At 33.6% G+C, this 24,656-nt stretch carries 21 protein-coding genes and 1 tRNA gene; 5 read left to right on the top strand and 17 right to left on the bottom strand.

The features are described from left to right. Positions 1–20 precede the first annotated feature (20 nt). Positions 21–1,313: a hypothetical protein gene (locus J7K39_02180; protein ID MCD6178687.1), complete on the bottom strand. Its 1,293-nt coding sequence runs from the start codon at positions 1,311–1,313 to the stop codon at positions 21–23. Positions 1,314–1,469: 156 nt separating this feature from the next. On the opposite strand from J7K39_02180, the gene J7K39_02175 reads away from it, so the two are divergent. From J7K39_02175 to J7K39_02165, 3 genes are all read left to right on the top strand, one after another. Further along, the gene (locus tag J7K39_02175; protein MCD6178686.1) at positions 1,470–1,916 is read left to right on the top strand and encodes a thioesterase family protein; all 447 of its coding nucleotides are present in this window, start codon (positions 1,470–1,472) and stop codon (positions 1,914–1,916) included. A gap of 97 nt (positions 1,917–2,013) precedes the next feature. Then, entirely contained in the window at positions 2,014–3,579 is a 1,566-nt protein-coding gene (locus J7K39_02170; GenBank protein MCD6178685.1) for a GMC family oxidoreductase, read from the top strand. Between the two features lie 163 nt (positions 3,580–3,742). Then, a tRNA-Ser gene (locus J7K39_02165) sits at positions 3,743–3,829 on the top strand. A 1-nt stretch (position 3,830) separates the two neighbouring features. Here the strand turns inward: J7K39_02165 and J7K39_02160 are convergent. After that, the gene (locus J7K39_02160) at positions 3,831–4,721 is read right to left on the bottom strand and encodes a patatin-like phospholipase family protein (protein ID MCD6178684.1); all 891 of its coding nucleotides are present in this window, start codon (positions 4,719–4,721) and stop codon (positions 3,831–3,833) included. A 240-nt stretch (positions 4,722–4,961) separates the two neighbouring features. After that, entirely contained in the window at positions 4,962–7,898 is a 2,937-nt protein-coding gene (locus J7K39_02155; GenBank protein ID MCD6178683.1) for a pyruvate, phosphate dikinase, read from the bottom strand. A 380-nt stretch (positions 7,899–8,278) separates the two neighbouring features. Between J7K39_02155 and J7K39_02150 the strand changes: the two genes are divergently transcribed. After that, entirely contained in the window at positions 8,279–9,943 is a 1,665-nt protein-coding gene (locus J7K39_02150) for a response regulator (protein MCD6178682.1), read from the top strand. On the opposite strand, the gene J7K39_02145 is transcribed toward J7K39_02150, so the two are convergent. From J7K39_02145 to tig, 4 genes are all read right to left on the bottom strand, one after another. Beyond that, the gene (locus tag J7K39_02145) at positions 9,938–10,519 is read right to left on the bottom strand and encodes a DUF4294 domain-containing protein (GenBank protein MCD6178681.1); all 582 of its coding nucleotides are present in this window, start codon (positions 10,517–10,519) and stop codon (positions 9,938–9,940) included. The genes J7K39_02150 and J7K39_02145 overlap by 6 nt on opposite strands. A gap of 72 nt (positions 10,520–10,591) precedes the next feature. Beyond that, positions 10,592–11,836 carry an ATP-dependent Clp protease ATP-binding subunit ClpX gene (gene clpX, locus J7K39_02140; protein MCD6178680.1) on the bottom strand — a complete coding sequence of 415 codons (1,245 nt, stop codon included), beginning with the start codon at positions 11,834–11,836 and terminating at the stop codon, positions 10,592–10,594. A 71-nt stretch (positions 11,837–11,907) separates the two neighbouring features. Then, positions 11,908–12,576, bottom strand: coding sequence for an ATP-dependent Clp endopeptidase proteolytic subunit ClpP (clpP, locus tag J7K39_02135; GenBank protein ID MCD6178679.1), 669 nt, complete (start codon positions 12,574–12,576; stop codon positions 11,908–11,910). A gap of 5 nt (positions 12,577–12,581) precedes the next feature. Continuing rightward, entirely contained in the window at positions 12,582–13,949 is a 1,368-nt protein-coding gene (tig, locus tag J7K39_02130) for a trigger factor (protein ID MCD6178678.1), read from the bottom strand. A gap of 230 nt (positions 13,950–14,179) precedes the next feature. On the opposite strand from tig, the gene J7K39_02125 reads away from it, so the two are divergent. Beyond that, entirely contained in the window at positions 14,180–15,268 is a 1,089-nt protein-coding gene (locus J7K39_02125) for a S9 family peptidase (protein MCD6178677.1), read from the top strand. 107 nt (positions 15,269–15,375) lie between these two features. Here J7K39_02125 and J7K39_02120 read toward each other — a convergent pair whose 3' ends face one another. The 10 genes from J7K39_02120 to J7K39_02075 form a co-directional block, all read right to left on the bottom strand. Continuing rightward, positions 15,376–17,139, bottom strand: a complete 1,764-nt coding sequence (locus tag J7K39_02120) for an APC family permease (GenBank protein MCD6178676.1) — start codon at positions 17,137–17,139, stop codon at positions 15,376–15,378. A 135-nt stretch (positions 17,140–17,274) separates the two neighbouring features. Further along, complete coding sequence (locus J7K39_02115; GenBank protein MCD6178675.1) at positions 17,275–17,718, bottom strand: hypothetical protein; 444 nt, start codon at positions 17,716–17,718, stop codon at positions 17,275–17,277. A gap of 259 nt (positions 17,719–17,977) precedes the next feature. Further along, positions 17,978–18,433 (bottom strand): efflux RND transporter permease subunit, encoded by a 456-nt coding sequence (locus tag J7K39_02110; protein MCD6178674.1) that lies wholly within the window; start codon positions 18,431–18,433, stop codon positions 17,978–17,980. A gap of 166 nt (positions 18,434–18,599) precedes the next feature. Further along, complete coding sequence (miaA, locus tag J7K39_02105; protein ID MCD6178673.1) at positions 18,600–19,499, bottom strand: tRNA (adenosine(37)-N6)-dimethylallyltransferase MiaA; 900 nt, start codon at positions 19,497–19,499, stop codon at positions 18,600–18,602. Beyond that, positions 19,496–20,641, bottom strand: coding sequence for a glycosyltransferase (locus tag J7K39_02100; protein ID MCD6178672.1), 1,146 nt, complete (start codon positions 20,639–20,641; stop codon positions 19,496–19,498). The genes miaA and J7K39_02100 overlap by 4 nt, the downstream gene beginning before the upstream one ends. Before the next feature lie 2 nt (positions 20,642–20,643). After that, the gene (locus J7K39_02095) at positions 20,644–21,597 is read right to left on the bottom strand and encodes a glycosyltransferase family 2 protein (protein MCD6178671.1); all 954 of its coding nucleotides are present in this window, start codon (positions 21,595–21,597) and stop codon (positions 20,644–20,646) included. A gap of 30 nt (positions 21,598–21,627) precedes the next feature. Continuing rightward, positions 21,628–22,182, bottom strand: a complete 555-nt coding sequence (locus J7K39_02090) for a DUF4199 domain-containing protein (protein ID MCD6178670.1) — start codon at positions 22,180–22,182, stop codon at positions 21,628–21,630. Between the two features lie 152 nt (positions 22,183–22,334). Beyond that, positions 22,335–22,928: a cation transporter gene (locus tag J7K39_02085; protein ID MCD6178669.1), complete on the bottom strand. Its 594-nt coding sequence runs from the start codon at positions 22,926–22,928 to the stop codon at positions 22,335–22,337. 52 nt (positions 22,929–22,980) lie between these two features. Continuing rightward, positions 22,981–23,379 carry a hypothetical protein gene (locus tag J7K39_02080; GenBank protein MCD6178668.1) on the bottom strand — a complete coding sequence of 133 codons (399 nt, stop codon included), beginning with the start codon at positions 23,377–23,379 and terminating at the stop codon, positions 22,981–22,983. A gap of 6 nt (positions 23,380–23,385) precedes the next feature. After that, positions 23,386–24,402: a phosphotransferase gene (locus J7K39_02075; GenBank protein ID MCD6178667.1), complete on the bottom strand. Its 1,017-nt coding sequence runs from the start codon at positions 24,400–24,402 to the stop codon at positions 23,386–23,388. Between the last annotated feature and the right edge of the window lie 254 nt (positions 24,403–24,656).

Here is a 24,656-nt window from a genome sequence, read left to right as displayed (position 1 = left end):
ATATTTCCTCATAGTAGATTTTATAAGTGAAGACTTAAACCAAAATGTATTTGTCCGTTCGAAGTATTGAACCACCCTCCATCAAAGACTAAAGATCCAGCTGTAGCCGATTCATAATGCATATCATCCAATTTAATTGGATACATGATATCTGTTGTAAGTCCGAGATTTATCGATAAACTGCGTGAGATATAATAATCCACTCTTCCACCTAACTGAAGTCCAAAACTTGTATAAGATGTGTTTTTAGGTTGAGAGAAGAAACCTGTCTGACCCGAAGTATAATCATAATTAAGCTTTGCAAAGCTCAATCCTCCGTTTATTGAAAACTCAAAAGAAGACAATCCCATATTATTTATCGGATTCAAAACATAATCAGCACCCAAATGGCCATAAGAGATAGAATAATCATTATAAATATATTCAGGTTCATCCCTTTCCGGAAGCAATTCGCCGCTAGCATATCCCGTTTCACCAAAAGTAAAACTCAAATAAGGACGAATATGATCATTCACATTAAATTGTAATTTTCCTGTTAAACTGATTCTATCTGAACGATAATACCCAGTCTCAAGTCCCTGAGTATCCGAAAATACTCCCCCCAATTGCTTACCTAAATTATTTATTGTAAAAGAAGTACCAAACATAAGATGAAAACTCCTTATGGCTTCAGGATGCAGTGATTTTAAAGGCTCTAATACATTCTTCAAACCTTCATCATTTTTAACAATATGAAGTTCCTCAACATATTCTGTATTGGGGTGAATAGACGTAAACCGTCTTTTTTCAAAAAACGTTGAAGTTATCTTAAAAGCCTCGTCCTGCCCATCCGTTATATACTCAAAATCGGTTCGCTCTTTTGGAAATATAGCTGCTGATAAAAAACCAACGGGAGTTCCAAAAAAAGCTGTTCCTGCAATAAATACAAAATCAGGACCTATCATAATGGCATCGCCATGACTATACATTTCTGCTGTTAATATTGCCATTACTGCAGCAGAAAAGGTAATTCCCCCTAAAAAACGCTTTCCAAAAGGAATATGACTTATCACTTTTATTTGATATAAATCTAAGGACTTAATCTCCGTAAGCTTACCATTTTCAAAAGGATTGTCTGTTAAATAAATATTGTCCGAATCAGCATAATACAAATACCCTTTATGCTGATTTCCATCGAGCGTGTAGGCTTCAACTTTTAAAGCTTTTCTCAATTGTTTTTTTTCTCCAAAACTCAATGCTGACATCTCGACTTGAGCAAATACTGACAAAATAAAAAATAAGGATAGGAGCGTAAGTAATAGTCGTTTTTTCATTCAGGTAGTTTAGATGCGTTAAGGACACGAATGTACTACTTATTTTCAATAACAGATCATTCTAAATTTTAGAAATCTACATTAAAAAGCTGACTTTTACATTATAATATTCCAACTTTATACTCTAATTTTACAGCTCATAAACCAAAATCCATTATGAAAAACTACAGTAAAATATTTGAAGTGATTTGGGCCGATATGGATCCCAATAGACATATGCGTCATACCGCTTATAACGATTATGCGGCACAGGTTCGCGTAACCTTTATGGCTGATAACGGATTGAACCTAGAAGAAATGGAAAAACTACAACTCGCTCCGGTTCTATTTAAAGAAGAAACACGTTTTCTCTCAGAAGTTAGAATGGGTGAAAAGATTAAAGTCGATCTTCAAATCTCAGGACTTTCAGCCGATGGAGAAAGATGGCAGATGGTTCACCATATTTATAAATCAGACGGGAAACTCTCGGCTGTTATCTCAGTTGACGGTGCTTGGATAGATATGACAAAACGCAAACTAAAACCACCTCCAATAAATATTGCTGATAATTTTAACGAGCTACCCAAAACAGATAATTTCAAGGAAATTGTAAAAAGCAAATAGAATACTCAGTGTAAAAAATAAGTAAATAGTGTGTAGATAAATACTTTTTACAAATCCCCCATTTTTTCTATTTAAATTTCTTCCCTACCTTTACGGGATGACTCACGACTACGATTATATTATTATTGGTTCCGGCTTTGGAGGTTCTGTTTCCGCTTTAAGATTGGCTGAAAAAGGCTATAAAGTTTTAGTTATTGAAAAAGGCAAACGCTTTAAAGACAATGATTTTGCAAAAACCACTTGGAATCTGAGAAAATGGTTATGGCTACCTCAACTTGGATTTCATGGAATACAAAAACTAACTTTTTTAAGACATGCAAGCATATTAAGTGGTGTTGGTGTTGGAGGAGGCTCTTTAGTTTACGCAAACACTTTACCTAAACCAAAAAAGGCTTTTTACAATACAGGTTCTTGGGCTGAATTAAACGATTGGGAAAAGGAATTAGAACCTCATTATGAAAAGGCTTGGGAAATGTTAGGAGCTGCGGTTAATCCCAATCTGGAAGAAAGTGATTTAGCATTAAAAGCACTAGCAAAAAAAATCGGAAAAGAGAAAGGCTTTGAGCCAACAAAAGTCAGTGTGTTTTTTGGTGAGGCTGAAAAAACCGTTCCCGATCCTTTCTTTAATGGCAAAGGACCGGAAAGAGCAGGTTGTACATTTTGCGGTGCCTGCATGACAGGCTGCCGTCATAATGCCAAAAACTCTTTGGATAAGAATTATTTGTACTTAGCAGAACAGATGGGTGTTGAAGTTATTGCAGAACACCAAGTTAAAGATGTTATTCCTTTGAACAGCGAAAGTGGTGAAAATGGTTACCGTATCAGTTTTAAAAAGGCAACTAGCTTTTTTGGCAAAAGCAAATCGCTTACAGCTCAATCAGTGATTTTTGCCGGAGGTGTTTTAGGGACTATTCCTCTCTTCTTAAAACTCAAAAAGAAAAGCTTACCCAATCTTAGTCCACGTATTGGAGAAATGATTCGTACCAATAACGAAGCTTTAATTATGGATGTAACTTTGGATAAAGATAGAAACCTCTCCAAAGGAATTGCTATTGGTTCTATTTTAGAACTGGATGAAAACAGCCATCTTGAGCCCGTTCGTTATGGAGAAGGTTCCGGCTTTTGGCGCTTGGGAATTACGCCCATGATTTTGGAAAGGAACTTTTTTAAGCGGATTGGCAAAATGTTTATTGAACCCTTTAAAGCACCATTAAAATGGTTAAAGATTTATTTTGTGGATGACTTTGCCAAACGATCGACTACTCTACTTTTTATGCAACATTTAGATAGCACTCTAAAATTAAAGAACCATTGGCTTTTTGGCTACAAGTCTAGAATTTCAAGTGGTAAAGCTCCCACTCCATTTATTCCTGAAGCACATAAAGTAGCACATCAATTTGGAGAAATTATTAATGGGAAACCCGTTGTTTTATTTACGGAAACTATTATGGGAACTCCTTCGACGGCTCATATTTTGGGTGGATCTTGTATAGGAAAAGATGCTGAACAAGGTGTAATTGATAGTCAACATAAAGTTTTTGGCTATGAGAATATGTATGTTTTTGATGGCTCAGCTATTTCAGCTAATCCAGGCGTTAATCCTTCTTTAAGCATTACGGCTATGACGGAGCGTGGGATGAGTTTTATTCAAAAAAAATTATAACGATATAATAAAATTAAAGGTTTATAGCTTCAATAAATTATAATTTGGCAAAAATATTAGCTGAAGCTTAGAATAAATTGGGTTTGATCAATTAAAAATAGTCTTGCAATTTTAAATATTAGAAATAATATTTATTTCACAATTTTACTACTTTTGCAGCCTCGGAGAGATGCCAGAGTGGTCGAATGGGGCGGTCTCGAAAACCGTTGTTCGTGCGAACGGACCCAGGGTTCGAATCCCTGTCTCTCCGCTTATTTATTCTCAAAATCATCTAAAGTCTTTCGGGTAAGCTCCTCTCCCATTTTGATAATTTCTGCTGTCTTATAAAAATCAAATGTACCAAATGCTTGATGTGGTATATTTATTAAAACATCAGGCTTATATTGTTTAATAGACTGTCTTGTAAGCTGATGCACCATCAAGCTTGTTGTTTTATTCATTAGATTAAAATATCCCAGTTTATCTTTTTCATGCTTGGGAATAAAAGCATTAATCCTCCCAGATAGAAGATTTATATATTTTGAGAACCGCTTATCTTTTTTAATTCTATTTTCTTCAGCAATTTGTTTTTTGCTTATTGTAGAAACAAAAGGAATTCTGGCATTTACATCTACAGCCACAACTAAGTCATTTTCGCTTCTTTTAACACGATTTAGTGGAATTGGATTGATAACACCTCCATCAACCATTTTAACCCCTTGATGTTCGAAAGGAGTAAAAACAGTAGGAATTGATATTGAAGCACGAATTGCATTATACAAACTTCCTTTATCAAAAACCACTTCTTTATCGTTTATAATATCGGTTGCAATGGCAGTATAAGGAATAGAAAAGTCTTCGATATTTTTATCAGGAATAAGTTTTCTCATTTCCTTTAATACTTTCTCTCCTTTTACCATTCCGCTGCGTGTTAGCGTAAAATCAACCAAGCTAAAAACTTCTAAACGATCAAGGGTAAGCATCCACTCTTTAAGAAGTTTCAGTCCTCCGGCGGCATAAATACCACCCACTAAAGCACCCATAGATGTTCCTGAAACAGAACCTATGGTATAGCCACGATTTTCCAATTCTTCTATAACACCAATATGAGCAATCCCTCTTGCACCACCACTCGATAAAACTAACGAAACTGTTTTCTTCATAGCCAAATGTAAAAAATTAAAATCAGTTTAAAAATTAAATTTTTCTCAGTTTTCCTTAATATGTACTTTATGGTTAAATTTTCGTCACAAATAATCACAAAGGATATCACAAAAACACCCAAAGTCAAGCATAAATACTCAGTAATAGCACAATCCTATATTCATTTTATTTATACTGTTTTATAAAAAAAAGAAAGGGATCACTCACGTGACCCCTCTTAAATGAATTAGGAACTTATACTATTTTTTAAAGTTTTTCAACTCTTTTTTTAGTTTTTTAAGTACATCCTTAGCTTCAGATTGCAAACGCTTGATTTCTTTTTCAGCTTCTTTGCGAGCAACCTTAGCTGCTTTTCTGGCTTCTTTTTCAAGCTCTGTAAACTCAACACCTAAAACATCACCAACATTTTTAGTACTATCTTTTAGTTGATCTACAGCTTTATCTTTATCCCAAGTAGCTTGCTTAATATTTGCTTGAGCAGCAGCCAAACGAGCAATAGGAACGCGGAATGGCGAACAACTTACATAGTTAAATCCTAAAGTATTACAGAATTCAACAGAACTTGGCTCACCACCATGCTCACCACAAATGCCAATCTTGATATTTGGTCTGGTTTTACGCCCTTTTTCAACAGCAATTTTCATTAAACTGCCAACACCGGTCTGATCTAACGCTTGGAAAGGGTCCTTTTCTAATAATCCTTTTTCTAAATAAATAGGTAAGAATTTACCGGCATCATCACGAGAATAACCAAAAGTCATTTGGGTTAAGTCGTTTGTTCCAAAGGAGAAAAATTCAGCAGATTCTGCCATTTCATCAGCAGTTAAAGCAGCACGAGGAACTTCAATCATAGTACCAACCATATAGTCGATACTATCATTTCTTTCTTCAAATACTTTCTCAACAGTTGTGCGAACGATTTTCTCTTGCATTTTCATTTCTGCTTTAGTACCTGTTAAAGGAACCATAATCTCAGGTTTAGTAGTAATGCCTTTTTCCTTCAAGTTCAAGCAAGCTTCGATAATAGCACGTGCTTGCATCTCTGTAATTTCAGGATAGGTATTTCCTAAACGACAACCACGGTGACCAAGCATTGGGTTAAATTCGTGAAGGTCTTCAACTTTTTGTTTAATCGCTTCAACACTAATCCCCATTTCTTTTGCCATTTCGGCTTGATTTTCTTCCTCGTGAGGAACAAACTCATGCAATGGTGGATCGAGCAAACGAACAGTAACAGGAAGATCATGCATTGCACCAAAAATACCTTCAAAGTCGGTACGTTGCAATGGCAATAGTTTATCTAAAGCTTCGCGGCGACCTGCTTCATCATTTGCTAAAATCATTTCGCGCATAGGACGAATTTTATCTTCTTCGAAGAACATATGCTCTGTACGGCATAATCCAATTCCTTGTGCACCAAAATCGCGAGCCACTTTAGAATCGTGAGGAGTATCGGCATTAGTACGAACTAACATAACCGAATGTTTATCAGCCAAAGTCATTAATTCTCCAAAATAGCCACTTAATTCAGGATCAATAGTATCAATTTTTCCTTCATAAACCTCACCGGTAGATCCGTTTAATGAAATCCAATCACCTTCTTTAAATTCTTTACCATCGGCAACCAATGTTCTAGTTTTATAATCAATTTTAGCACTACCGGCACCAGAAACACAACATTTACCCATACCACGAGCAACAACAGCAGCGTGAGAAGTCATACCTCCACGAGCCGTTAAAATACCGTTGGCAATATTCATTCCTTCTAAATCTTCAGGAGAAGTTTCGATACGAACCAAAATAGAATTTTCGTACTTATCACACTCATCGGCAAAGAAAACCACTTGTCCAGTAGAAGCTCCGGGAGAAGCTGGTAAACCTTTAATAACTACGTTTGCATTACCAATAGCTTTTTTATCAAAAACAGGGTGCAACAATTCGTCTAATTTATTAGGTTCAACTCTCAATAAAGCTTCTTTTTCTGTAAGCATACCTTCTTTGAGCATATCCATAGCAATTTTCACCATTGCTCCTCCGGTACGTTTTCCATTACGAGTTTGCAACATCCACAATTTACCATCTTGAATAGTAAATTCCATATCCTGCATATCCTTATAGTGAAGCTCTAAATTTTTCTGAATCTCATCTAATTCTTTATAAATTTCGGGCATTGTTTCCTCTAAAGAAGGATATTTTGCGGCACGCTCTTCTTCAGTAACATTTGCCAAAACAGCCCAACGTTTAGAACCTTCGATTGTAATCTCCTGTGGAGTACGAATACCGGCAACAACATCTTCGCCTTGAGCGTCTATTAAATATTCTCCATTGAAAATATTTTCTCCTGTAGCTGCATCTCTTGAAAACGCAACCCCTGTTGCAGAATTAGATCCCATATTACCGTATACCATTGCTTGAACATTAACAGCTGTTCCCCATTCAGCAGGAATATTTTCTAATTTACGGTAAAGAATAGCTCTGTCGTTCATCCAACTATCGAAGACAGCCATAATGGAACCCCATAGTTGCTCCCAAGGATCTTCAGGAAAATCTTGTCCGGTTTGATCTTTAACGGCAGATTTAAAACGAACAACCATATCTTTTAAGTCAGCAACGGTTAAATCGTTATCATCTTTAACACCTTTTTCTTCTTTTATTTTCTCTATAATTTCTTCAAAAGGATCAATATCTTCTTTAGATTCAGGTTTCATTCCCATTACTACATCGCCATACATTTGCACAAAACGACGATAAGAATCCCAAGCAAAACGCTCGTTACCCGATTTTTTTGCAATACCTTCAACAGCAGTATCGTTTAAACCTAAGTTTAATACGGTATCCATCATTCCCGGCATAGAAGCGCGAGCTCCAGATCGAACAGAAACCAAACAAGGATTCTCTCTATCCCCAAACTTGGTTCCCATAATGTCCTCAATAGATTTCACTCCTGCTTCAACTTCATCTTTAATCAAGTCTATTGCATACTCTTTACCTTTTTCGTTATATGCAGTACATACTTCGGTAGTTATTGTAAATCCCGGAGGAACCGGAACTCCAATTAAATTCATTTCAGCAAGATTTGCTCCTTTACCACCTAAAAGGTTTTTCATTGTTGTATTTCCTTCGGCTTTTTTGTTACCAAACAGATATACATTTTTTTGTTTTTTGTCTTTAGCCATTTTACTAAATTTTATATTAAATTTTTATTTGTTAATATCTGGTTTTCAATATATTTATTTTATTTAAGCCCAAAATAATTTAAAGAATATATTACAAAACATAGTCTTTTATAATCATATTTTTGGAAGAACAAAACTACAAATTTTATCGTATAGTTCTTTAAAAATATTTTGCCTCAACAGACAGAAAAACTACGCAATCTACAACAGGCACTTTCTTACTGTATATCAACTAATTACAAAATATCATTAACACTTAAGAAAATCTAAAACAGACTAATACTTATTCAAAATTTATTGTTAATAAAATAGCATTTAGACAATACCGTTTCCCTAATAAATAAAGTAATTTAACTTTTTGAAAACTAGATGCCTCAGATATGATAGACAACTTAGGAATTTTTCTCATTATATTAATTGTAATAATTGCTATTTTGGGATTTACAGTTTTGTTTTTACAACAAAAAGTAAAAAAATATAAGATTCATGGCGAAGCTACAATCAAAGAATTAAACCTGAGCAAATCCGAATTCTGGTCATCGATATCTCACAATATCAGAACTCCGATGAATGGTATTGTAGGACTAATTGATCTTTTAAAAAAAACCAATATTTCTAAAGAGCAAAGTGAATACATGGAAGATTTGGTTATTTCTTCAAATAACTTATTGACCGTGGTAAATAATTTACTCGACAGAAGTCGATTAGCATCTGATGATATTGAGCTTGATGAAGTGCCTTTTAATATTCATGATGTTATTTACGGTATAGCCGACTTGGTAAGTAATGATATTTCAAAAAAACAATTGGAGTTAGCAATTTACGTAGAGCCTAAAATTCCACAAACTTTACTTGGTGATCCGGTACGTATAAAAGAAATTCTACTCAATATGATCAATAATGCTATCCGCTATACAGAAACGGGGCAGATAGTTATTTTTGTTGAACGAATAGAAAATACTATAGATAAAGTAGAAGTAAAATTTAAGGTTGATGATACCGGTATCGGAATGAATATTGCAAAACAAAAAGCATTGTACAATACAATTACACGTATGGACAGATTACGCTTTTTAGATTCAGATGAACCCGGCATTACTCTCGCTGTATCGAAAAAAATATGTGAATTAATGGGTGGCGAAATGGGCTTCAATAGTGAAGAAGGCAACGGTACCTCATTCTGGTTTACCGCTCAACTAACAAAAACTACAACACGACTTGATATTACAAAAGCTGTTTTAGATATTTCTTTTAGCGGATTAAGTGTAGTAGTAATTGAGCCTAATGAGATAAGTCGAAAAATATTAATTAAATATCTCCAAAGCCTAAGTATTACAGCCAAAGATTTCCCTGATCCCTCGGCAGCTTACAGCTATTTTAAAGAAAGAGGTGCAGAATCTACTTTTTACGATTTAGTATTACTCGACAGAGAATACCGTGACACACTAGACACCTTTGTTATTAAAAAACTTAGAGATATAACTCAATTGAGTAAAGCAGAGCTTATTCTAATTTCTACTACTGCCAGTCTTTTCCCACTTAAAAGTCTTAAAGAAGTTGGATATTCCGGCTACCTAAACAAACCCATTAAATTGGCACATTTAGCTAATGAAATCGGATCAATTATCCCAGCAAAATATAAAGACTTAAGGAAACCGGATATAGGAGAAAGTCCAAAAAACCTAAAAATACTTTTAGTGGAAGATAATTTGATAAACGAAAAGATTGCTAAAACGAGCTTAAATCGTCTTGGATATAATGTTGATGTATCTAGAACTGGAAAAGATGCTATTTCAAAATACCGCCGAGAAGAATATGATTTAGTTTTAATGGATTTAAAAATGCCCGAACTCGATGGATTTCAGGTTTGTGAAGCTATGCGCGATATTGATTTGGAACTTGAAAAGCCTAATGCTCCAAAAATTTTAGCATTAACGGCTGAAGATTATCAGGGTATTAGAGAAAAGTGCCGAGTTGCAGGAATGGATGGTATGCTAAGAAAGCCATTTAATTACAACGAATTATCTAATATTCTAGATTTATAGTCTATCTGTTTCTATCAGATGAACAATATGCTCAATCTGCATATCGTAATTATTACCTTTTGGGTTATAACGCTCCTTTAAATTAAAACCAAAAATACGAGCAAAAGACTGGTAAAAGAAAGCACGAAAATTACCTCTAAATTCTTGCACTATAGTATAGGATGCTTCTCCTGTTTGTCTATCAATAAGTTTTAGCAAGATACCACCTTGCAAATAAGTAAGATTTTTAAGATCATCTTCCCACTCTTCATAAATCTCAGCTTCAATCTGTTTCATAATTTTACGCTGATCAGAGGGTTCTGGAATATCGGCTAAAATCTGCTCGTATTCCTTCATTTTCTCGGCTGCTATTTGCGCATAAGGATATACTTTTTTAACATACCTAACCAATCTATAATACCGTCGAGCCTGATATCTATTTCTGAATTTAGGATAAACTTCTACTTCTTTAAGTTGCTTAACCATTAGTGTATCACCAGCCTGAACTTTTGCCTGAATAAGCAAAGTATCCGACTGCTGAGCGTTAGCTACAAAAAATAAAAGTAAAAAATACGATGTAAGAATAAAGGCCTTCATAGTAAATAAATTACCTAAATAAGACTACAAAAATAATGCCTATATCAGAAACAACAGAAACACCTTTTAGAGTCAGGCTACTTTCTGATCAGTAAGATTATTTTGATTATATTTTTCGTCAGCATATTTTCTATCTACCTTCAATATTTTCACATCTTTCCTAGATGGAATATCAAACATAGCATCAGACATAATGGCTTCCATAATCGAACGCAATCCACGAGCTCCAATTTTCGATTCTAATGCTTTTTCCACAACAAAATCTACAGCACTTTTTTTGAAATCGAGCTTTACATTATCCATATCAAACAATTTAGAATATTGCTTAATAAGGGCATTTTTAGGCTCGGTTAAAATCTTACGCAAAGCATCTTCATCCAAAGGATTTAAAAAGGTAACAATAGGAAGGCGACCCACAATTTCAGGAATTAAACCATATGACTTTAAATCGCCCGGCGTAATATATTGTAAAAGGTTTTTCTTATCAATATTGCCTGTTTCTTTTTTAGCACCATATCCTAACATATTGGCTTTTAGTCGAGATCCTATTTTACGTTCGATACCATCAAAAGCACCACCGGCAATAAATAAAATATTCTTGGTATTTACCTGTATCATTTTTTGCTCAGGATGTTTTCTACCACCTTGTGGCGGAACATTTACAATAGTTCCTTCAAGCAATTTTAAAAGAGCTTGCTGAACACCTTCGCCGGAAACATCGCGAGTAATACTTGGATTGTCGCTCTTACGTGCAATTTTATCCAACTCATCAATAAAAATTATTCCTCGCTCAGCTGCTTTAACATCAAAATCAGCAGCTTGTAAGAGTTTCGATAAAATACTTTCTACATCTTCGCCAACATAACCTGCTTCTGTTAAAACCGTAGCATCAACAATAGCAAAGGGGACATCTAAAACACGAGCAATAGTTCTGGCAAGTAGCGTCTTTCCCGTACCTGTTTCTCCAACTATTATCATATTAGATTTTTCAATCTCCACATCTGCAAATTTCTTGCTTTCGGGCTGCACAAGTCTCTTATAATGATTATAAACCGCAACAGACAGCATTTTTTTGGCAGCATCCTGACCAATTACATATTCGTCGAGATGAGATTTTACATCCACAGGCTTTAACAACTCTCCGGAAGTAAAATCGGAACCGTCTTTTTGACCTTGTAACTCTTCCTTTAAAATCAGATGTGCTTGTTCAATACAAGCATCGCAGATATGCGCATTAAATCCTGCAATCAGAAGTTGAACTTCATCTTTAGAGCGACCACAAAAAGAACAAGAATCGGTAATATTTTTTTTTGCCATTTCAATATCTTATAAAAAAACTACCTTAAAGATAAATACCTTCAAAGTAGTTTTATAAATCATTTTTTATATTACTTCTGACCTAAAACTTCATCGATCATACCGTATTCTTTGGCTTCAATTGCTGTCATCCAAAAATCACGATCTCCATCTTTTTCTATTTTCTTCATTGTCTGACCACTATGCTTAGAAATTATTTCGTAAAGCTCTTTCTTTAATTTAACAATTTCGCGAGCTGTAATCTCTATATCAGACGCTTGCCCTGAAGCACCTCCCATTGGTTGATGAATCAAAACACGAGAATGCTTTAACGCAGTACGTTTCCCCTCGGCACCGGCACATAATAGAACAGCACCCATAGATGCCGCCATACCAGTACAAATGGTAGCTACATCAGGATTAATATATTGCATGGTATCATAAATACCCAAACCTGCATAAACAGAGCCTCCGGGGGTATTCAAATAAATTTGAATATCCTTTTCGGCATCTGCACTTTCTAAAAAAAGTAATTGTGCCTGAATGATATTTGAAACATAATCATCAATAGGAACGCCCAAAAAGATAATACGATCCATCATCAAACGAGAAAAAACATCCATTTGAGCAACATTTAACTGACGTTCTTCTATGATAGTTGGCGAAATATAGTTTTGCGCTATTGAAGTATAACGATCAAGGGTTAAAGAACTGATTCCTATGTGTTTAGTTGCGTACTTTCTAAATTCGTTGGCATCCATAATTATTATGCTTTAGGTGGTTGACTAGCTTTTTTAATAAAATTCTCTAATGAGATTGATTTATTTTTTAAAGATAGCTTTTCTTTGAATAAGTCTAGCAATTTTTTATCGTAAAGCTGATCGTAAATTTTATTTACTTCTTCTTGATTTTGCATAACCGAATCAACAATACCATCCATTTGACTTGCTAAAGCAGGATCTTGTGCTTGTCCGCCAAAATATTGACCACCTATAAATCCTTTAATATGCTCACGTACTTCTGCTTGTTCAACTTTAATATCGTTTTCTTTGAATATCTTATCTTGCAGTAATTGCCATTTTAAAGAATGCTCATAGCTATCCCACTGTACTTCTATCTGTTCAGCTGTTAATTTTCCTTCATTATTGGCTAAGACCCAACGTTTCATAAAATCGGCAGGAATTTGAATTTTAGCCTTTTCTATTAACATATCAACGGTTTCTGACATAAATAATTTATCACTCTCGGCAATAAATTGTTTTGCTGCATCTTCTTTTATTCTTGCTCTCAACTCCTCTTCACTTTTAATTTCATCGTTAGGATAAGCTTTTTTATAAAGGTCTTCATTTATTTCGGCAGGAATAGTTAGGTAAATTTCTGTTATCACAGCTTCAAAATCAGCTTTCAAGTCTTCAAGCATTTCTTTAGCAACAGCTAACATAGCAGCAACTTTATCGGCATCTTTAAATGCTTTCATAGGATCAAAAACTACTTTATCACCTTTGGCAGCACCAATAAATTTCTTGGCAACAGTTTTAAGCTTAATATCGTCTACTTTAAATTTTCCTTTGTGAGCAATACCACCTTCAAGAATATTACCATCTGCATCCAACTGTTTAAATTCGGCTTCAACTTCTGTTCCTTCGGCTACAACCTCGGGATTAGAATGCTCACCAAAACGATTTTGAATATCCAGCACATAATCGTCAAGCATTTTATCGCTTATTTCGATATCGAAATAATTAGCTTTAATTTTATCATTTAACTCCAATTTTATTTCCGGTGATAGCGCAATATCAAAATAGAAAGTAAAATCTTTATCATTATCCAAATCAGCTTTATCTTTATTTTCAAGGCTAGGTAGCGGATTTCCTAATATATTTAACTTATTCTCAGTAATATACGAATTCAATTTTTCAGATAGAACTTTATTCACTTCTTCGCCCAAAACGGCTTTTCCATACATCTTATTTACAATACCAAATGGCACTTTACCTGCTCTAAATCCTGGGATATTAGCCTTTCTACGATAATCGTTCAAAGAACTTTTAACTTTATCGGCATAATCATTTTCATTAATTTCAACAGTAATTAGTGCTGTTAAATCTCCTGTACTCTCTTTTGTAATATTCATTGATAAATTGAATTATTAATGGATTAAAAATCAATTGTTTTTAGCTTGTTTTTAAGGGCTGCAAATATACATATTTTTTTAAAAATACGAAGGCTTTATTAATGGAAAATTGTAATAACAATTTCAAATACATTTAAACTTTTTTTTATTAGATTTTTCCAAGGTGATAGCTTCACAAAAAAATTATTGTACTTTTGAGGATACAGAAATCTTAAAACTAATCAAGCCAAATGAAAACCCTTACCCGATTATTTGCTTTTATTATTCTTATTAGCGCCAGTTACACTCTCCAAGCACAAGATAATACTGAAGCAATCTTAAAAAAACTACAAAATATAGAAAGATCAAACGACAATTTAAGACATCGCATAGATCAGTTGTCCAAACAAAACGATGATATTTTATGGTTTCAACGTGTAGGTGATATAGCTTTTGTCGATAAAATTTATATTACGGGTCCTCCCAGAACAAATATGAAAAACCCAACTGCTATGGGATACGGAAATCCATTAAAATTCTGGACTTATGTATTTATTCCTCGTTGGATTAACCCCGAGAGAAAGTATCCGCTTATAGTTTTACCTCATGGTGGTGTACATTCAAATCTCGGCACTTATTACACTCATATTATCCGCGAATTAATGGCTCAAGGCTATATTGTTGTTGCCCCAGAATATAGAGGCAGCACAGGTTATGGTAAATCTTATTATCAAAATATTGACTATGGAGGATTAGAAATAGAAGACGTTTATGCTGCTCGTAACCATATGGTTGAAAATTATAAAATTGTAGATAAACGCCGTGTTGGAATTATTGGTTGGAGCCACGGTGGATTGATTAGTCTAATGAATATTTTTGATCATCCCGATGATTATCAAGCATGTTTTGCAGGTGTTCCTGTTAGCGATTTAATTGCTCGTATGGGTTATCATAATCAAAGTTACCTCGATTTATATTCTGCTGATTATCATATTGGAAAAACCGTAAATGAAGATGTAGCCGAATACCGCAGACGTTCACCGGCATGGAATACTCACCGAATGGGAAACACTCCTCTTTTGATTCATTCTAACACTATCGATGACGATGTGAATGTTTTGGAAGTTGAAAACTTAATAAAATCTCTAAAAGCAGACGGAAAAGAGTTTGAATACGAGATATATCAAGCAATACCCGGAGGTCATTCTTTTGATAGAATTGATACCAAGAAAGCAAATCAGATTCGGGTTAAGATTTATAAATTTTTAAGCGATAAGCTAAGGCCTCCAAGACCTATTAGGAATCTTGAAGAACTGCGAAAAGCAGCTTACAGATTCTAAATTTAGCTGTAATCTTTTAGTTGCTGCTATTGAAAAATAACGCTAATATTTTTGGATGTATAATTACAAACTCTTACGACTTATATTGAGAAAGTAAGCAGAAAACCTTAGATAATTAATCTTACTCCACCCAACTCTTGGATACGATAAGGGAATTTATTTCCTGGAACTCCAATAAACATAAAATTAGGAAGAATACCCCATTTTTTAGACAGTTCCTGTATTAATTGGGGACCAAATTCTCCTTCAATTTTCACAAAATCAATGGTTATATCAGGATAAAGCCTGTTCAGAAAATCTAAATCTTTTTGTAGACTAGCAGGTACTTGTTCTCCCTTTTTTAAAACAGTTACAATCTTAACCTTTCTAGTTTGCTCATTTCTAAGAATATATAGCATTACTCTATTCAGATTATTGATATAATCTCCCTTTGTAAAGAAAACAAATTCCTGTGAATTAATTTTTTGTATTAATTTTATAATATTCATATCCAATCGCCTAACATTCTTTGTTATTGGATCGACCATATAATGCACTACTTTAATTACCGACCTTAAAACACTAATTCTATTAAGCATAATAATGATTAACAGCATAGTAGGTATTAAATAGTCCATAAAAATTGAAAAGTTAGAAACTTCACCTGGTTCCGGCTCCAATTTAATATTTCCAATTAAAGCAACAGAAACTCCAAATAAAGCGACAAGCAAACTAATCCAAGACGCTCTCTCAGGCCGTGGCAACCTGGCTCTTCTTATCTTTAAGAAAATATTTCCCACAACAAATAAACCCATTACTGAAAGGAAAGAGATAGTATAAACACCAGCTAAAGTTGTAACTTTACCATGAGAGAGAAATAATACAGATACATTCAATATTAAAAATAGAATGATGATACGATATGAACTTCCGCGTTTATTTCTTTTCAAGAAAAACGGCGGTAAAATTCTGTCCAGAGTCATTCGTTCTAATAATCCGGAAACGCCCACATAAGATGTTAAAACTGCCCCACTTAAAACCAATACTGCATCTATTGAAACTATTAATGAAACCAAATTTCCTCCTGAAACTTCTCCCATATGAGACAACAACGTATTTTCATACAATTCTTTAACTTCAGGAATTGGGACAATAGACAAGGCAAAGAAAGCCATTAAAGGATTTAAAACACTTACAATTATCCACATATTACGAAGCGTTTTTGGAAAAACGCCCGGCTTTTGTTCTTCGACAAAGTTAGCCGAACTTTCAAATCCGGAAATTCCCAACATCGACACAGAGAATCCTAAGAAAATAGCAACCCAAATACTACCACCTTCAATTGGAGCATGCCAATTCTGTACAAAAATAGAGAATCCATTATGCATCAGATAATAGGCAATAGAGGAAGATAGAACCAACATCGAAATTAGATGAAATATGAATATTGCAATGGCAACTACCGACGATTCTTTAATTCCAATAATTGTTAATACTGCGAAAAAAACCAGCACTAATATTGTAGCCGTAATAACCTCTATACTAGGAACTATATTATGTAGATAATGCATAGCCTCATTAGCAGAGATTACTGATGTAGCCATGTATGACAATATTGTTAAACCGGCGGCAAAAGAGGCTGTATTTTTACTGGTTGTATTCAGTAATGCGTTATATGCTCCTCCATTAAGAGGCAGTGCCCCAACCACTTCTGCATAAATCTTTCTAAATAAAAATAAAACAAAAGCAACTATTAACAAAGTAATCCAAGCATATTGCCCTGCATAAATAATAGATAAAGCAGACACGTACAAAACCGACGAACTAATATCGTTTCCACTAATAGCAGTAGCGGATAACTGCGATAGTTTTTGATCTTTTTTTAACTTCATATTAAATTTATCAAGCCGCAAAGTTAGTATTGTATCTAATAAATTAGATATAAAAAACAAATTAAAATATTAACCTTTTAAAGTGAATAAATATTGAGAAGTTATAAGCCACATTAAATGAATATTCTAGTAATCTTATAAAGCATTTATGCGAAGGTCATCAAAATACGTTACGGCATCAGATTTAGTCCAAAAGCCAACTTTTTCACTATTAGTTATTGTATTATCAAATACATCCAACATTATATTGCCGTTAAGATAGCATTCGATATGATTTTCCTGCATCCTTATTTTTATGATATACCATTGTTTAGAATCCAATTCTATGCTAGCACTATTCAGCTCTATTCTATTTCCATTCACTACTTTATAGGCTCGAAAATTATTCTTTAAAGGATTGGCTCGTACTACATAATAATTATTCTCATCCTGATATCGCCACACTAATCCGCCTCCCTGATCCATTTTGCCTGAAATTGCTTTCAAACTAACTTGCATTTCAATATTTTTAGTTCTTAAGGAATTATTAATAATTAGATTGAAACGATAATCTATTTTTTGCTTCGATAGTTGTACCAATACTTTATTTCTATTATCATTTTCAATTTCTCAATCGCACATTTCTCCTTTACCCGTACGTGCCAGAAACCATTTTTCCGGTTTTTCTCTCAAAACTGATTTCTCAAAACTGATTATTGTATTCGTAACCATTTCAATATTAGATTGTGGATTTTCAAACAAACTATTATTAGTTGATTGGAAAAATAATATTGACAAAAAAATAATTGCTGAAAAGGTAATATAATAAGGTTTCATTTATACTACTATCAATTAAATTTCATTCGTTGTAAGAAAGTTGGTAGAACAATAAAGGTAATCCAACAATAAACCCACCAATAACGGCAATAGCGATGGCTTGTTGCATCTGTGCTCCAATGCCAATACCACTTGATAAAGGAATTAGAGCCAAGATAGCACTTAGGGCTGTCATTAAATTGGGACGTAAACGTAAATTAATGGCATTTTTTATTGCAAAATCTCTAGATTCATTTTCCAGCTCCGAAAAATATTGAAATACCGTAAAGATTGCATTCTCAGCAATAATTCCAACTATCATAATCAAACCGGTATAGCTACTCACATTCAAAGGAATATTAAATACATATAACATAATTAGACTTCCTGTTATTCCCATTAAATAGAGAAACAAAATCAAAAATGCTATTCGCCAGCGTTTAAACAAGAACATCAAAACGGCAAATACAAAGAGTGTTGCTAAAGCCAAAATTAACATTAGCTCCCTAAAAGATTGTTGCTGTTCTGTATACCTTTGCTTGCTCTATATAAAAATTCAAATCACGATTCTGCGAATGAGCAATCTCTGCAAGTAAAAGCAAACTAATTGATTGTCAAGCTTCTAAATATTATATCTTCACTCCGTAAAAACCCAAATAAATACACTATAACCCATTAAGCATATCCCGAAAATCCGGTAACTTTTCCACATTAAACCAATTAATTTTATCATTCTTTCTAAACCAAGTCATTTGACGTTTAGCATAACGCCGCGAATTTGTTTTTACCTTTTCTACCGCCCATTCAAAACTTTCTTTTCCATCTAACCAAAGAAAAAACTCTTTGTAGCCAACGGTATTCAATGCATTTAAATCTTTATGAGGATAAAGCTGTTTTACTTCTTCCAACAAACCGGCTTCCAACATCAAATCTACTCGTAAATTTATACGATCATTCAAAACGGAACGCTCTTGCTTCAAACCTATCCATAGTATTTCAAAATCGCGTTTTTTCTTTTGCCCCATTCTAAGCTCTGAATATGATTTTCCGGTAGTCAAGCATACTTCCAAAGCCCGCAATAGTCGTTTGGGATTTTGTTTATCAATCTGCTCATAAAACAAAGGATCTAGTTTCTCTAACATCTTTTGTAAAGCTTCAATGCCTTCACTATCGTAAAGTCGTTTTAAATTCATTCTGAGCTCTTCTGAAGCATCAGGCAAATCATCAATTCCATAGGCTAAAGCATCTAAATACAAACCTGAACCACCCACGACAACAGCAGTATCTTTTGATTGAAATAATTCCTCTAAAAGGGCTAAAGCATCTTGCTCAAAAGAAGAAACATTATAATCTTGGTAAATTGATAAATTCCCGATAAGATGATGTTTTACCTGATTAAGCTCTTCTTCTGATGGTTTTGCTGTTCCAATATTCATTTCTCTGTAAAACTGTCGTGAATCTGCCGAAATAATCTCCGTATCGAGGTATTTAGCCAATTGAATAGCAAAAGCTGTTTTTCCAACGGCAGTTGGACCAACTACAAAATAAACCGTTTTTCTATTCATTTGAACGATTCTATGTCTGTTATTAATTCATTGAACCGCTCTACAAACAATTTCCAACTATATTTTTTCTTCAAGTCGAAAATATTAGCTGAAAATTCTTTTTCTCGTTTTTCTTTAAAAAAATCGAGAATATATGAAGCTATTTCTTCTGTATCAAGACTGGAAACGTAACCTGCTTTTTTATGAGGGACAAGTTCAGGCAAGCCTCCAACATTAGTCACTAAAATAGGTTTGTTAAAATGGTAAGCAATTTGTGTAACACCACTTTGCGTTGCATCTTTATAAGGCTGTACAATTAAATCAGCAGCAGAAAAATAAGCAGGAACCAGGCTATCCGGGATAAAATCGCTACGGAAAATTACACGATTAGAAATACTCAACTTATTTACTAAATCGTGATATGATTTAGCCTCACTGTAAAATTCTCCGGCGACAATCAATTTTAATTTTAAGCCTTTCAATTTTGCGCTTGCTAACGCTTTTAAAGCTAAATCTAATCCTTTATACTCTCTGATAAAACCAAAAAACAGAAGATAGTTATAATCGGTATCTAATTGAAGAATCCTCAGAGCTTCTTCTCTTTTTAAAAGTTCTCCAAAATGATCGTAAAGCGGATGTGAACTAATACGAACGGGCTTTTTAAAGTTAAAACTTTCCAAATCTTTTTTTACTGATTCGGAAAGCACAAGAAAGCCATCCATTGCTTTAATAAAGTATTTCGATAAGCATCTATCCCCTATTCGTTTTTCGTGAGGCAAAATATTATGAGCTAAAGCAATACATTTTGTTACTTTATTTTTTTTAATAATCCGTGCCAACGTTCCCAAAGCCGGAGCCATAAATGGAATCCAGTATTTAAAAATAACAATATCGGGTTTAGCCTTTTTTAAACGTTTACCCAGACTAATCCAATTAAAAGGATTAATACTGTTTAAAGAAACCTGAATTGGAACTTTTGATGTATTCTCTTCTGTGCTTAATTGAGTTTTACCGGGAAAAAGAAATTTAGGATATTGAAAGCTGTATGTTTCTATACTCACATCATTACCTTGCTTAAACAATTCATCAGATAGTCGCTCTGTAAAAGCGGCAATACCGCCCCGCAAAGGGTAAGCCGGACCGATAACAATTATTTTTCTCAAGATTACACCTTATCAATATTTAAGCCTTTAGTATCGGCAATTATATAATCGTTTTTATTAATAGATGTTCTGGAAATCAGTTCTCCAATAAAACCTGCCAAAAACATTTGAGCTCCAACTATCATAGCTACTAAACCTAAGTAAAACAAAGGTCTTTCGGTCATTTTATAGACTTCATTAAATATTTTTTCATAAGCTAAATACCCGGCAATTAGAAAACCTATAAAAAATAAAACAGAGCCCCACAAACCAAAAAAGTGCATCGGACGTCTTCCGAAACGGCTTACAAATGTAATGGATAATAAATCGAGAAAACCATTGATAAAGCGTTCCAATCCAAACTTGGTTTTTCCATATTTGCGCGGATAATGATGAACAACCTGTTCTCCAATATTAGTAAATCCAGCCCATTTTGCCATTACAGGAATATAGCGATGCATTTCGCCATATACTTCAACAGATTTAACGACTTCGTTTTTATAAGCCTTTAAACCACAATTAAAATCGTGGAGCTTTATACGACTTACTACTCTCGTTGCCCAATTAAAGAATTTAGATGTTCGTCGTTTAATAAAAGGATCGTGGCGTTTTTTCTTCCAACCGCTAACCAAATCAAAACCCTCATCCATCACTTTATGATACAAATCAGGAATTTCATCCGGACTATCCTGCAAATCGGCATCCATAGTAATTACTACATCGCCTTGCGCATAACGAAAGCCTTGACTCAAACCCGCAGACTTTCCATAATTTCTTTGGAATCGTATGCCTTTAATATTTTGGTTTTCTGCGGACAAACGTTGAACTTCATCCCAAGAACCATCCCTACTTCCATCATCTACAAAAATAATTTCGTAGGAAAACTCATTTTCCAACATAACACGCGAAATCCACTGACTCAATTCGCCAATGGATTCCACTTCGTTATACAGAGGTATTACTACCGATATATTCATACTTTTAATCTCAGTAAAAAATATAATTTATTAAGCTTCTGTATTATCTTTTTTAATAATTGCAGAACTAATTAGTGCCATAAATGCGCCTCCAACTATACCTCCAATTAAAGCTTGTTGAACCTGTTTTAATACGCTAGGAATTCCCTGCTCTTCAAACTTAGCAAGCACAGCATCTATAGCTTCATCACCTGCACCACTATTTTCTAACATCGCTACAGTTTTATCTTGCATACTAAGCATTAATCTCTGAACATAATCAGGATCGATAAAAGTATTGAAAATATAATTATAAATAGCTGAAAGGATTACACTTACAATTACAACAAGAAAAGCAAAAACAAATGCTTTACCAAAAGTTATTTTTCTATCCAAAAGGTTATCTCTATAGGATTTTGTAAAAACAACTAACAAAACAACTGTTATCGTTAAATTAAACATAAGGATATAAAAAGATCCTGCAAATCCCATAGATTCCATAAGACCTGCAATCCATATAATAACCGAAATAAAAATACTTACAATACCCAAAATAATTCCATTATTCAGAGCCGGCTTGAAAGGTGACACTTTGTTTTCCATCATTTACTTGTGTTTTAGTTAATATGTATGCAAACTTAATAAAATTAATACTAATTTGATAATTTAGAATCTTCATCCTTTTGCCGGTTTCTGAGAGCAAGTAAGCAGAGATAATCTTTATGTAAAAACAAAAGTATCAACAACAAATAAAAAAATTATACTTTAATGCGCTTAGATTTACGAAACAAACGAAATGAGGAATATAATGTTAAAAATGCCAATGCGACACTAAAAGAAGTATCAACATAATCGTGAATACCTTTTCCCTCAAGTAAAAAATAAAGGGAAAGAGAGATTTCAACTGTCAGAACGGTAAAGAATTTAATAAAAAATAAAGATTTTTGGCTTTCCATAACCAATGACTGATTCTGCTTAGATAAATGAGAATTTTTACGCCACTGAACGTAGTTTACAATAAGAGCAAAGCTATTTACCAACAGGGCAAACAAAGCAATCTCTTCCTTCATTTCTCTTGGATTAACAAACCTCTCCATAGCCATAGCCAAAACTACAATAAAGGAAATTAAAAACACAAAAGCCATAAAGCGAGCATTTAAACATTCTCCTTTTGGTAAATTCATTCGCAATCTATAAGATTTACGTGTCGACATCCAACTAAGAAAAACAGACAGGCTTTGTGCTCCACCCATTATCATTTGAGCAATTAAAGTTAATGAGTTAGAAAAAATAGCAATAAATACAAACGGAATCCAAGTAGCAAAAATAATCAAAAAATTAAATTTAAGCATCCGCTTTTTTTTCAAAGCGTAATCTGTATCTAAAGTCGTTTCTTCTCCCAAATTACCCCCAGATTTTTTCTCGTAAATGAATCAGATTAACTTTAATATCAAAATTTTCATTTAAATAATCTGTTAATCTTTCGGCAGAATAAACCGATCTATGTTGTCCACCGGTACAACCAAAATTAACTTGTAAATTCTCGAAACCGCGTTCTTGATACTTTTTTACCGACTGACTTACCAACTTAAATACGGCATCTAAAAATAAAGCAACTTCCTCTTGTTGCTCAAGGTATTTACTAACCTCATCATCTTTTCCGGATAAAGCTTTATATTTCTCATATCTTCCGGGATTAGGCAAAGCCCTACAATCAAAAACAAAGCCTCCTCCATTTGAATTATCATCCTTAGGATAAGAGCCGTATATAAAAGAAAAACTGGTAACCGTAACTGTTAGCATGCAATCTTATTTAGGTGCAAAATTAGATTTTAATTTGACTAATTGATTTAACAAATTAATAAAATAAGGAATTTCTAACTTAAGATGCTGGGTTTGAAGAAAATCGTCCAGATTTCCCAAAGCCAAAGGAATACTATTAATAAAATAAGGTTTCTTTTCTATTAAACCACGAAAGCCATAGGCTCCTAATGTTTGAATAATTCGTATAAAAACCATAATATCAAAATCTTGCTTAAATATCCTATCATCAACAGAAAATATTTTTCCCATTTCTTGCTCGTAATATGCTTTTAATTCATGTCTAAATTCCGTACTCAATTGGGCTGATGCCTGATACAATAAAGAAACTAAATCGTAAAGCATCGGACCTTTTCTGCCACCTTGATAATCTATAAACCAAACATCGTCTTCTACAACTTGAATATTTCTTGCTTGAAAATCTCTAAACATAAATGCAATCCAATGTTGTTTTTCTATTTCCTTAGCCAAAAGCTGAAAATCATTCTCTAATAGCTGCTCATCAAAAGTAAGACCGGATACTTTTAAAAAATAATATTTAAAATAATTTAAATCCCAAAGCACCGATTGGGTGTCAAATTCGGCTCTTGGATAGGAAAAATGCTTAAAATCAATTTTATTTTTTCCAAATAGCTGCATTTTCAAGAGATTATTAATCGCTTTTTTATACAATTGCTTAACAAAATCAGACTCTCCTTCTTTCTTAAGTACATCCAATAAATTCTTGTTTCCTAAGTCTTCAATCAAATAATAAGCTTCATTATCAGAAACAAAATAGAGTTCAGGAACATTAATTCCTGCCTTTTTAAAAATATTTGTATAATGAAAAAATGCTCTATTCTCTTTTAAATCGGTATTATAAGCTCCTATATATGTTTGATTATCAGCATAAATACGAAAATAGAGCCTCGGAGATGCCGAACTTTTATCTAATGGTTTAATACTATCGGGGGGGCAATTTTTCCAAATTGAATAAATTTTTTCCAGTTCCAATAAATGCTCCATAAAAGGTACCTTTTCACAAATATAAAAAAACCCCCAATCAAACCAATGATCGGGGGCCAATTATTATTCCCACTTAAAATTAACGCACTGCTAAAGTACACTTTTTTTTATAGCAGCCACAAGATTTTTAAAAAAATTTAACATTTATTTAAAGATGAATTATAAAAAAGTGTTTTTCAGTTAAAAATCTACAATTTAAATAAACATTATACGCTAATTTAAATTATTCTATTCTTCATTTCAGATTACAAAAA

The organism is Bacteroidales bacterium, assembly GCA_021157585.1.
GTDB lineage: Bacteria > Bacteroidota > Bacteroidia > Bacteroidales > UBA12170 > UBA12170.
This window is presented reverse-complemented; position numbering and strand designations above follow the sequence as displayed.

Excerpts from the sequence above, each read along its gene's own strand:
- J7K39_02180 (MCD6178687.1), bottom strand. The coding sequence starts at position 1,313 with ATGAAAAAACGACTATTACTTACGCTCCTATCCTTATTTTTTATTTTG.
- J7K39_02175 (MCD6178686.1), top strand. The coding sequence starts at position 1,470 with ATGAAAAACTACAGTAAAATATTTGAAGTGATTTGGGCCGATATGGAT.
- J7K39_02170 (MCD6178685.1), top strand. The coding sequence starts at position 2,014 with ATGACTCACGACTACGATTATATTATTATTGGTTCCGGCTTTGGAGGT.
- J7K39_02160 (MCD6178684.1), bottom strand. The coding sequence starts at position 4,721 with ATGAAGAAAACAGTTTCGTTAGTTTTATCGAGTGGTGGTGCAAGAGGG.
- J7K39_02155 (MCD6178683.1), bottom strand. The coding sequence starts at position 7,898 with ATGGCTAAAGACAAAAAACAAAAAAATGTATATCTGTTTGGTAACAAA.
- J7K39_02150 (MCD6178682.1), top strand. The coding sequence starts at position 8,279 with ATGATAGACAACTTAGGAATTTTTCTCATTATATTAATTGTAATAATT.
- J7K39_02145 (MCD6178681.1), bottom strand. The coding sequence starts at position 10,519 with ATGAAGGCCTTTATTCTTACATCGTATTTTTTACTTTTATTTTTTGTA.
- clpX (MCD6178680.1), bottom strand. The coding sequence starts at position 11,836 with ATGGCAAAAAAAAATATTACCGATTCTTGTTCTTTTTGTGGTCGCTCT.
- clpP (MCD6178679.1), bottom strand. The coding sequence starts at position 12,576 with ATGGATGCCAACGAATTTAGAAAGTACGCAACTAAACACATAGGAATC.
- tig (MCD6178678.1), bottom strand. The coding sequence starts at position 13,949 with ATGAATATTACAAAAGAGAGTACAGGAGATTTAACAGCACTAATTACT.
- J7K39_02125 (MCD6178677.1), top strand. The coding sequence starts at position 14,180 with ATGAAAACCCTTACCCGATTATTTGCTTTTATTATTCTTATTAGCGCC.
- J7K39_02120 (MCD6178676.1), bottom strand. The coding sequence starts at position 17,139 with ATGAAGTTAAAAAAAGATCAAAAACTATCGCAGTTATCCGCTACTGCT.
- J7K39_02110 (MCD6178674.1), bottom strand. The coding sequence starts at position 18,433 with ATGTTAATTTTGGCTTTAGCAACACTCTTTGTATTTGCCGTTTTGATG.
- miaA (MCD6178673.1), bottom strand. The coding sequence starts at position 19,499 with ATGAATAGAAAAACGGTTTATTTTGTAGTTGGTCCAACTGCCGTTGGA.
- J7K39_02095 (MCD6178671.1), bottom strand. The coding sequence starts at position 21,597 with ATGAATATATCGGTAGTAATACCTCTGTATAACGAAGTGGAATCCATT.
- J7K39_02090 (MCD6178670.1), bottom strand. The coding sequence starts at position 22,182 with ATGATGGAAAACAAAGTGTCACCTTTCAAGCCGGCTCTGAATAATGGA.
- J7K39_02085 (MCD6178669.1), bottom strand. The coding sequence starts at position 22,928 with ATGCTTAAATTTAATTTTTTGATTATTTTTGCTACTTGGATTCCGTTT.
- J7K39_02080 (MCD6178668.1), bottom strand. The coding sequence starts at position 23,379 with ATGCTAACAGTTACGGTTACCAGTTTTTCTTTTATATACGGCTCTTAT.
- J7K39_02075 (MCD6178667.1), bottom strand. The coding sequence starts at position 24,402 with ATGGAGCATTTATTGGAACTGGAAAAAATTTATTCAATTTGGAAAAAT.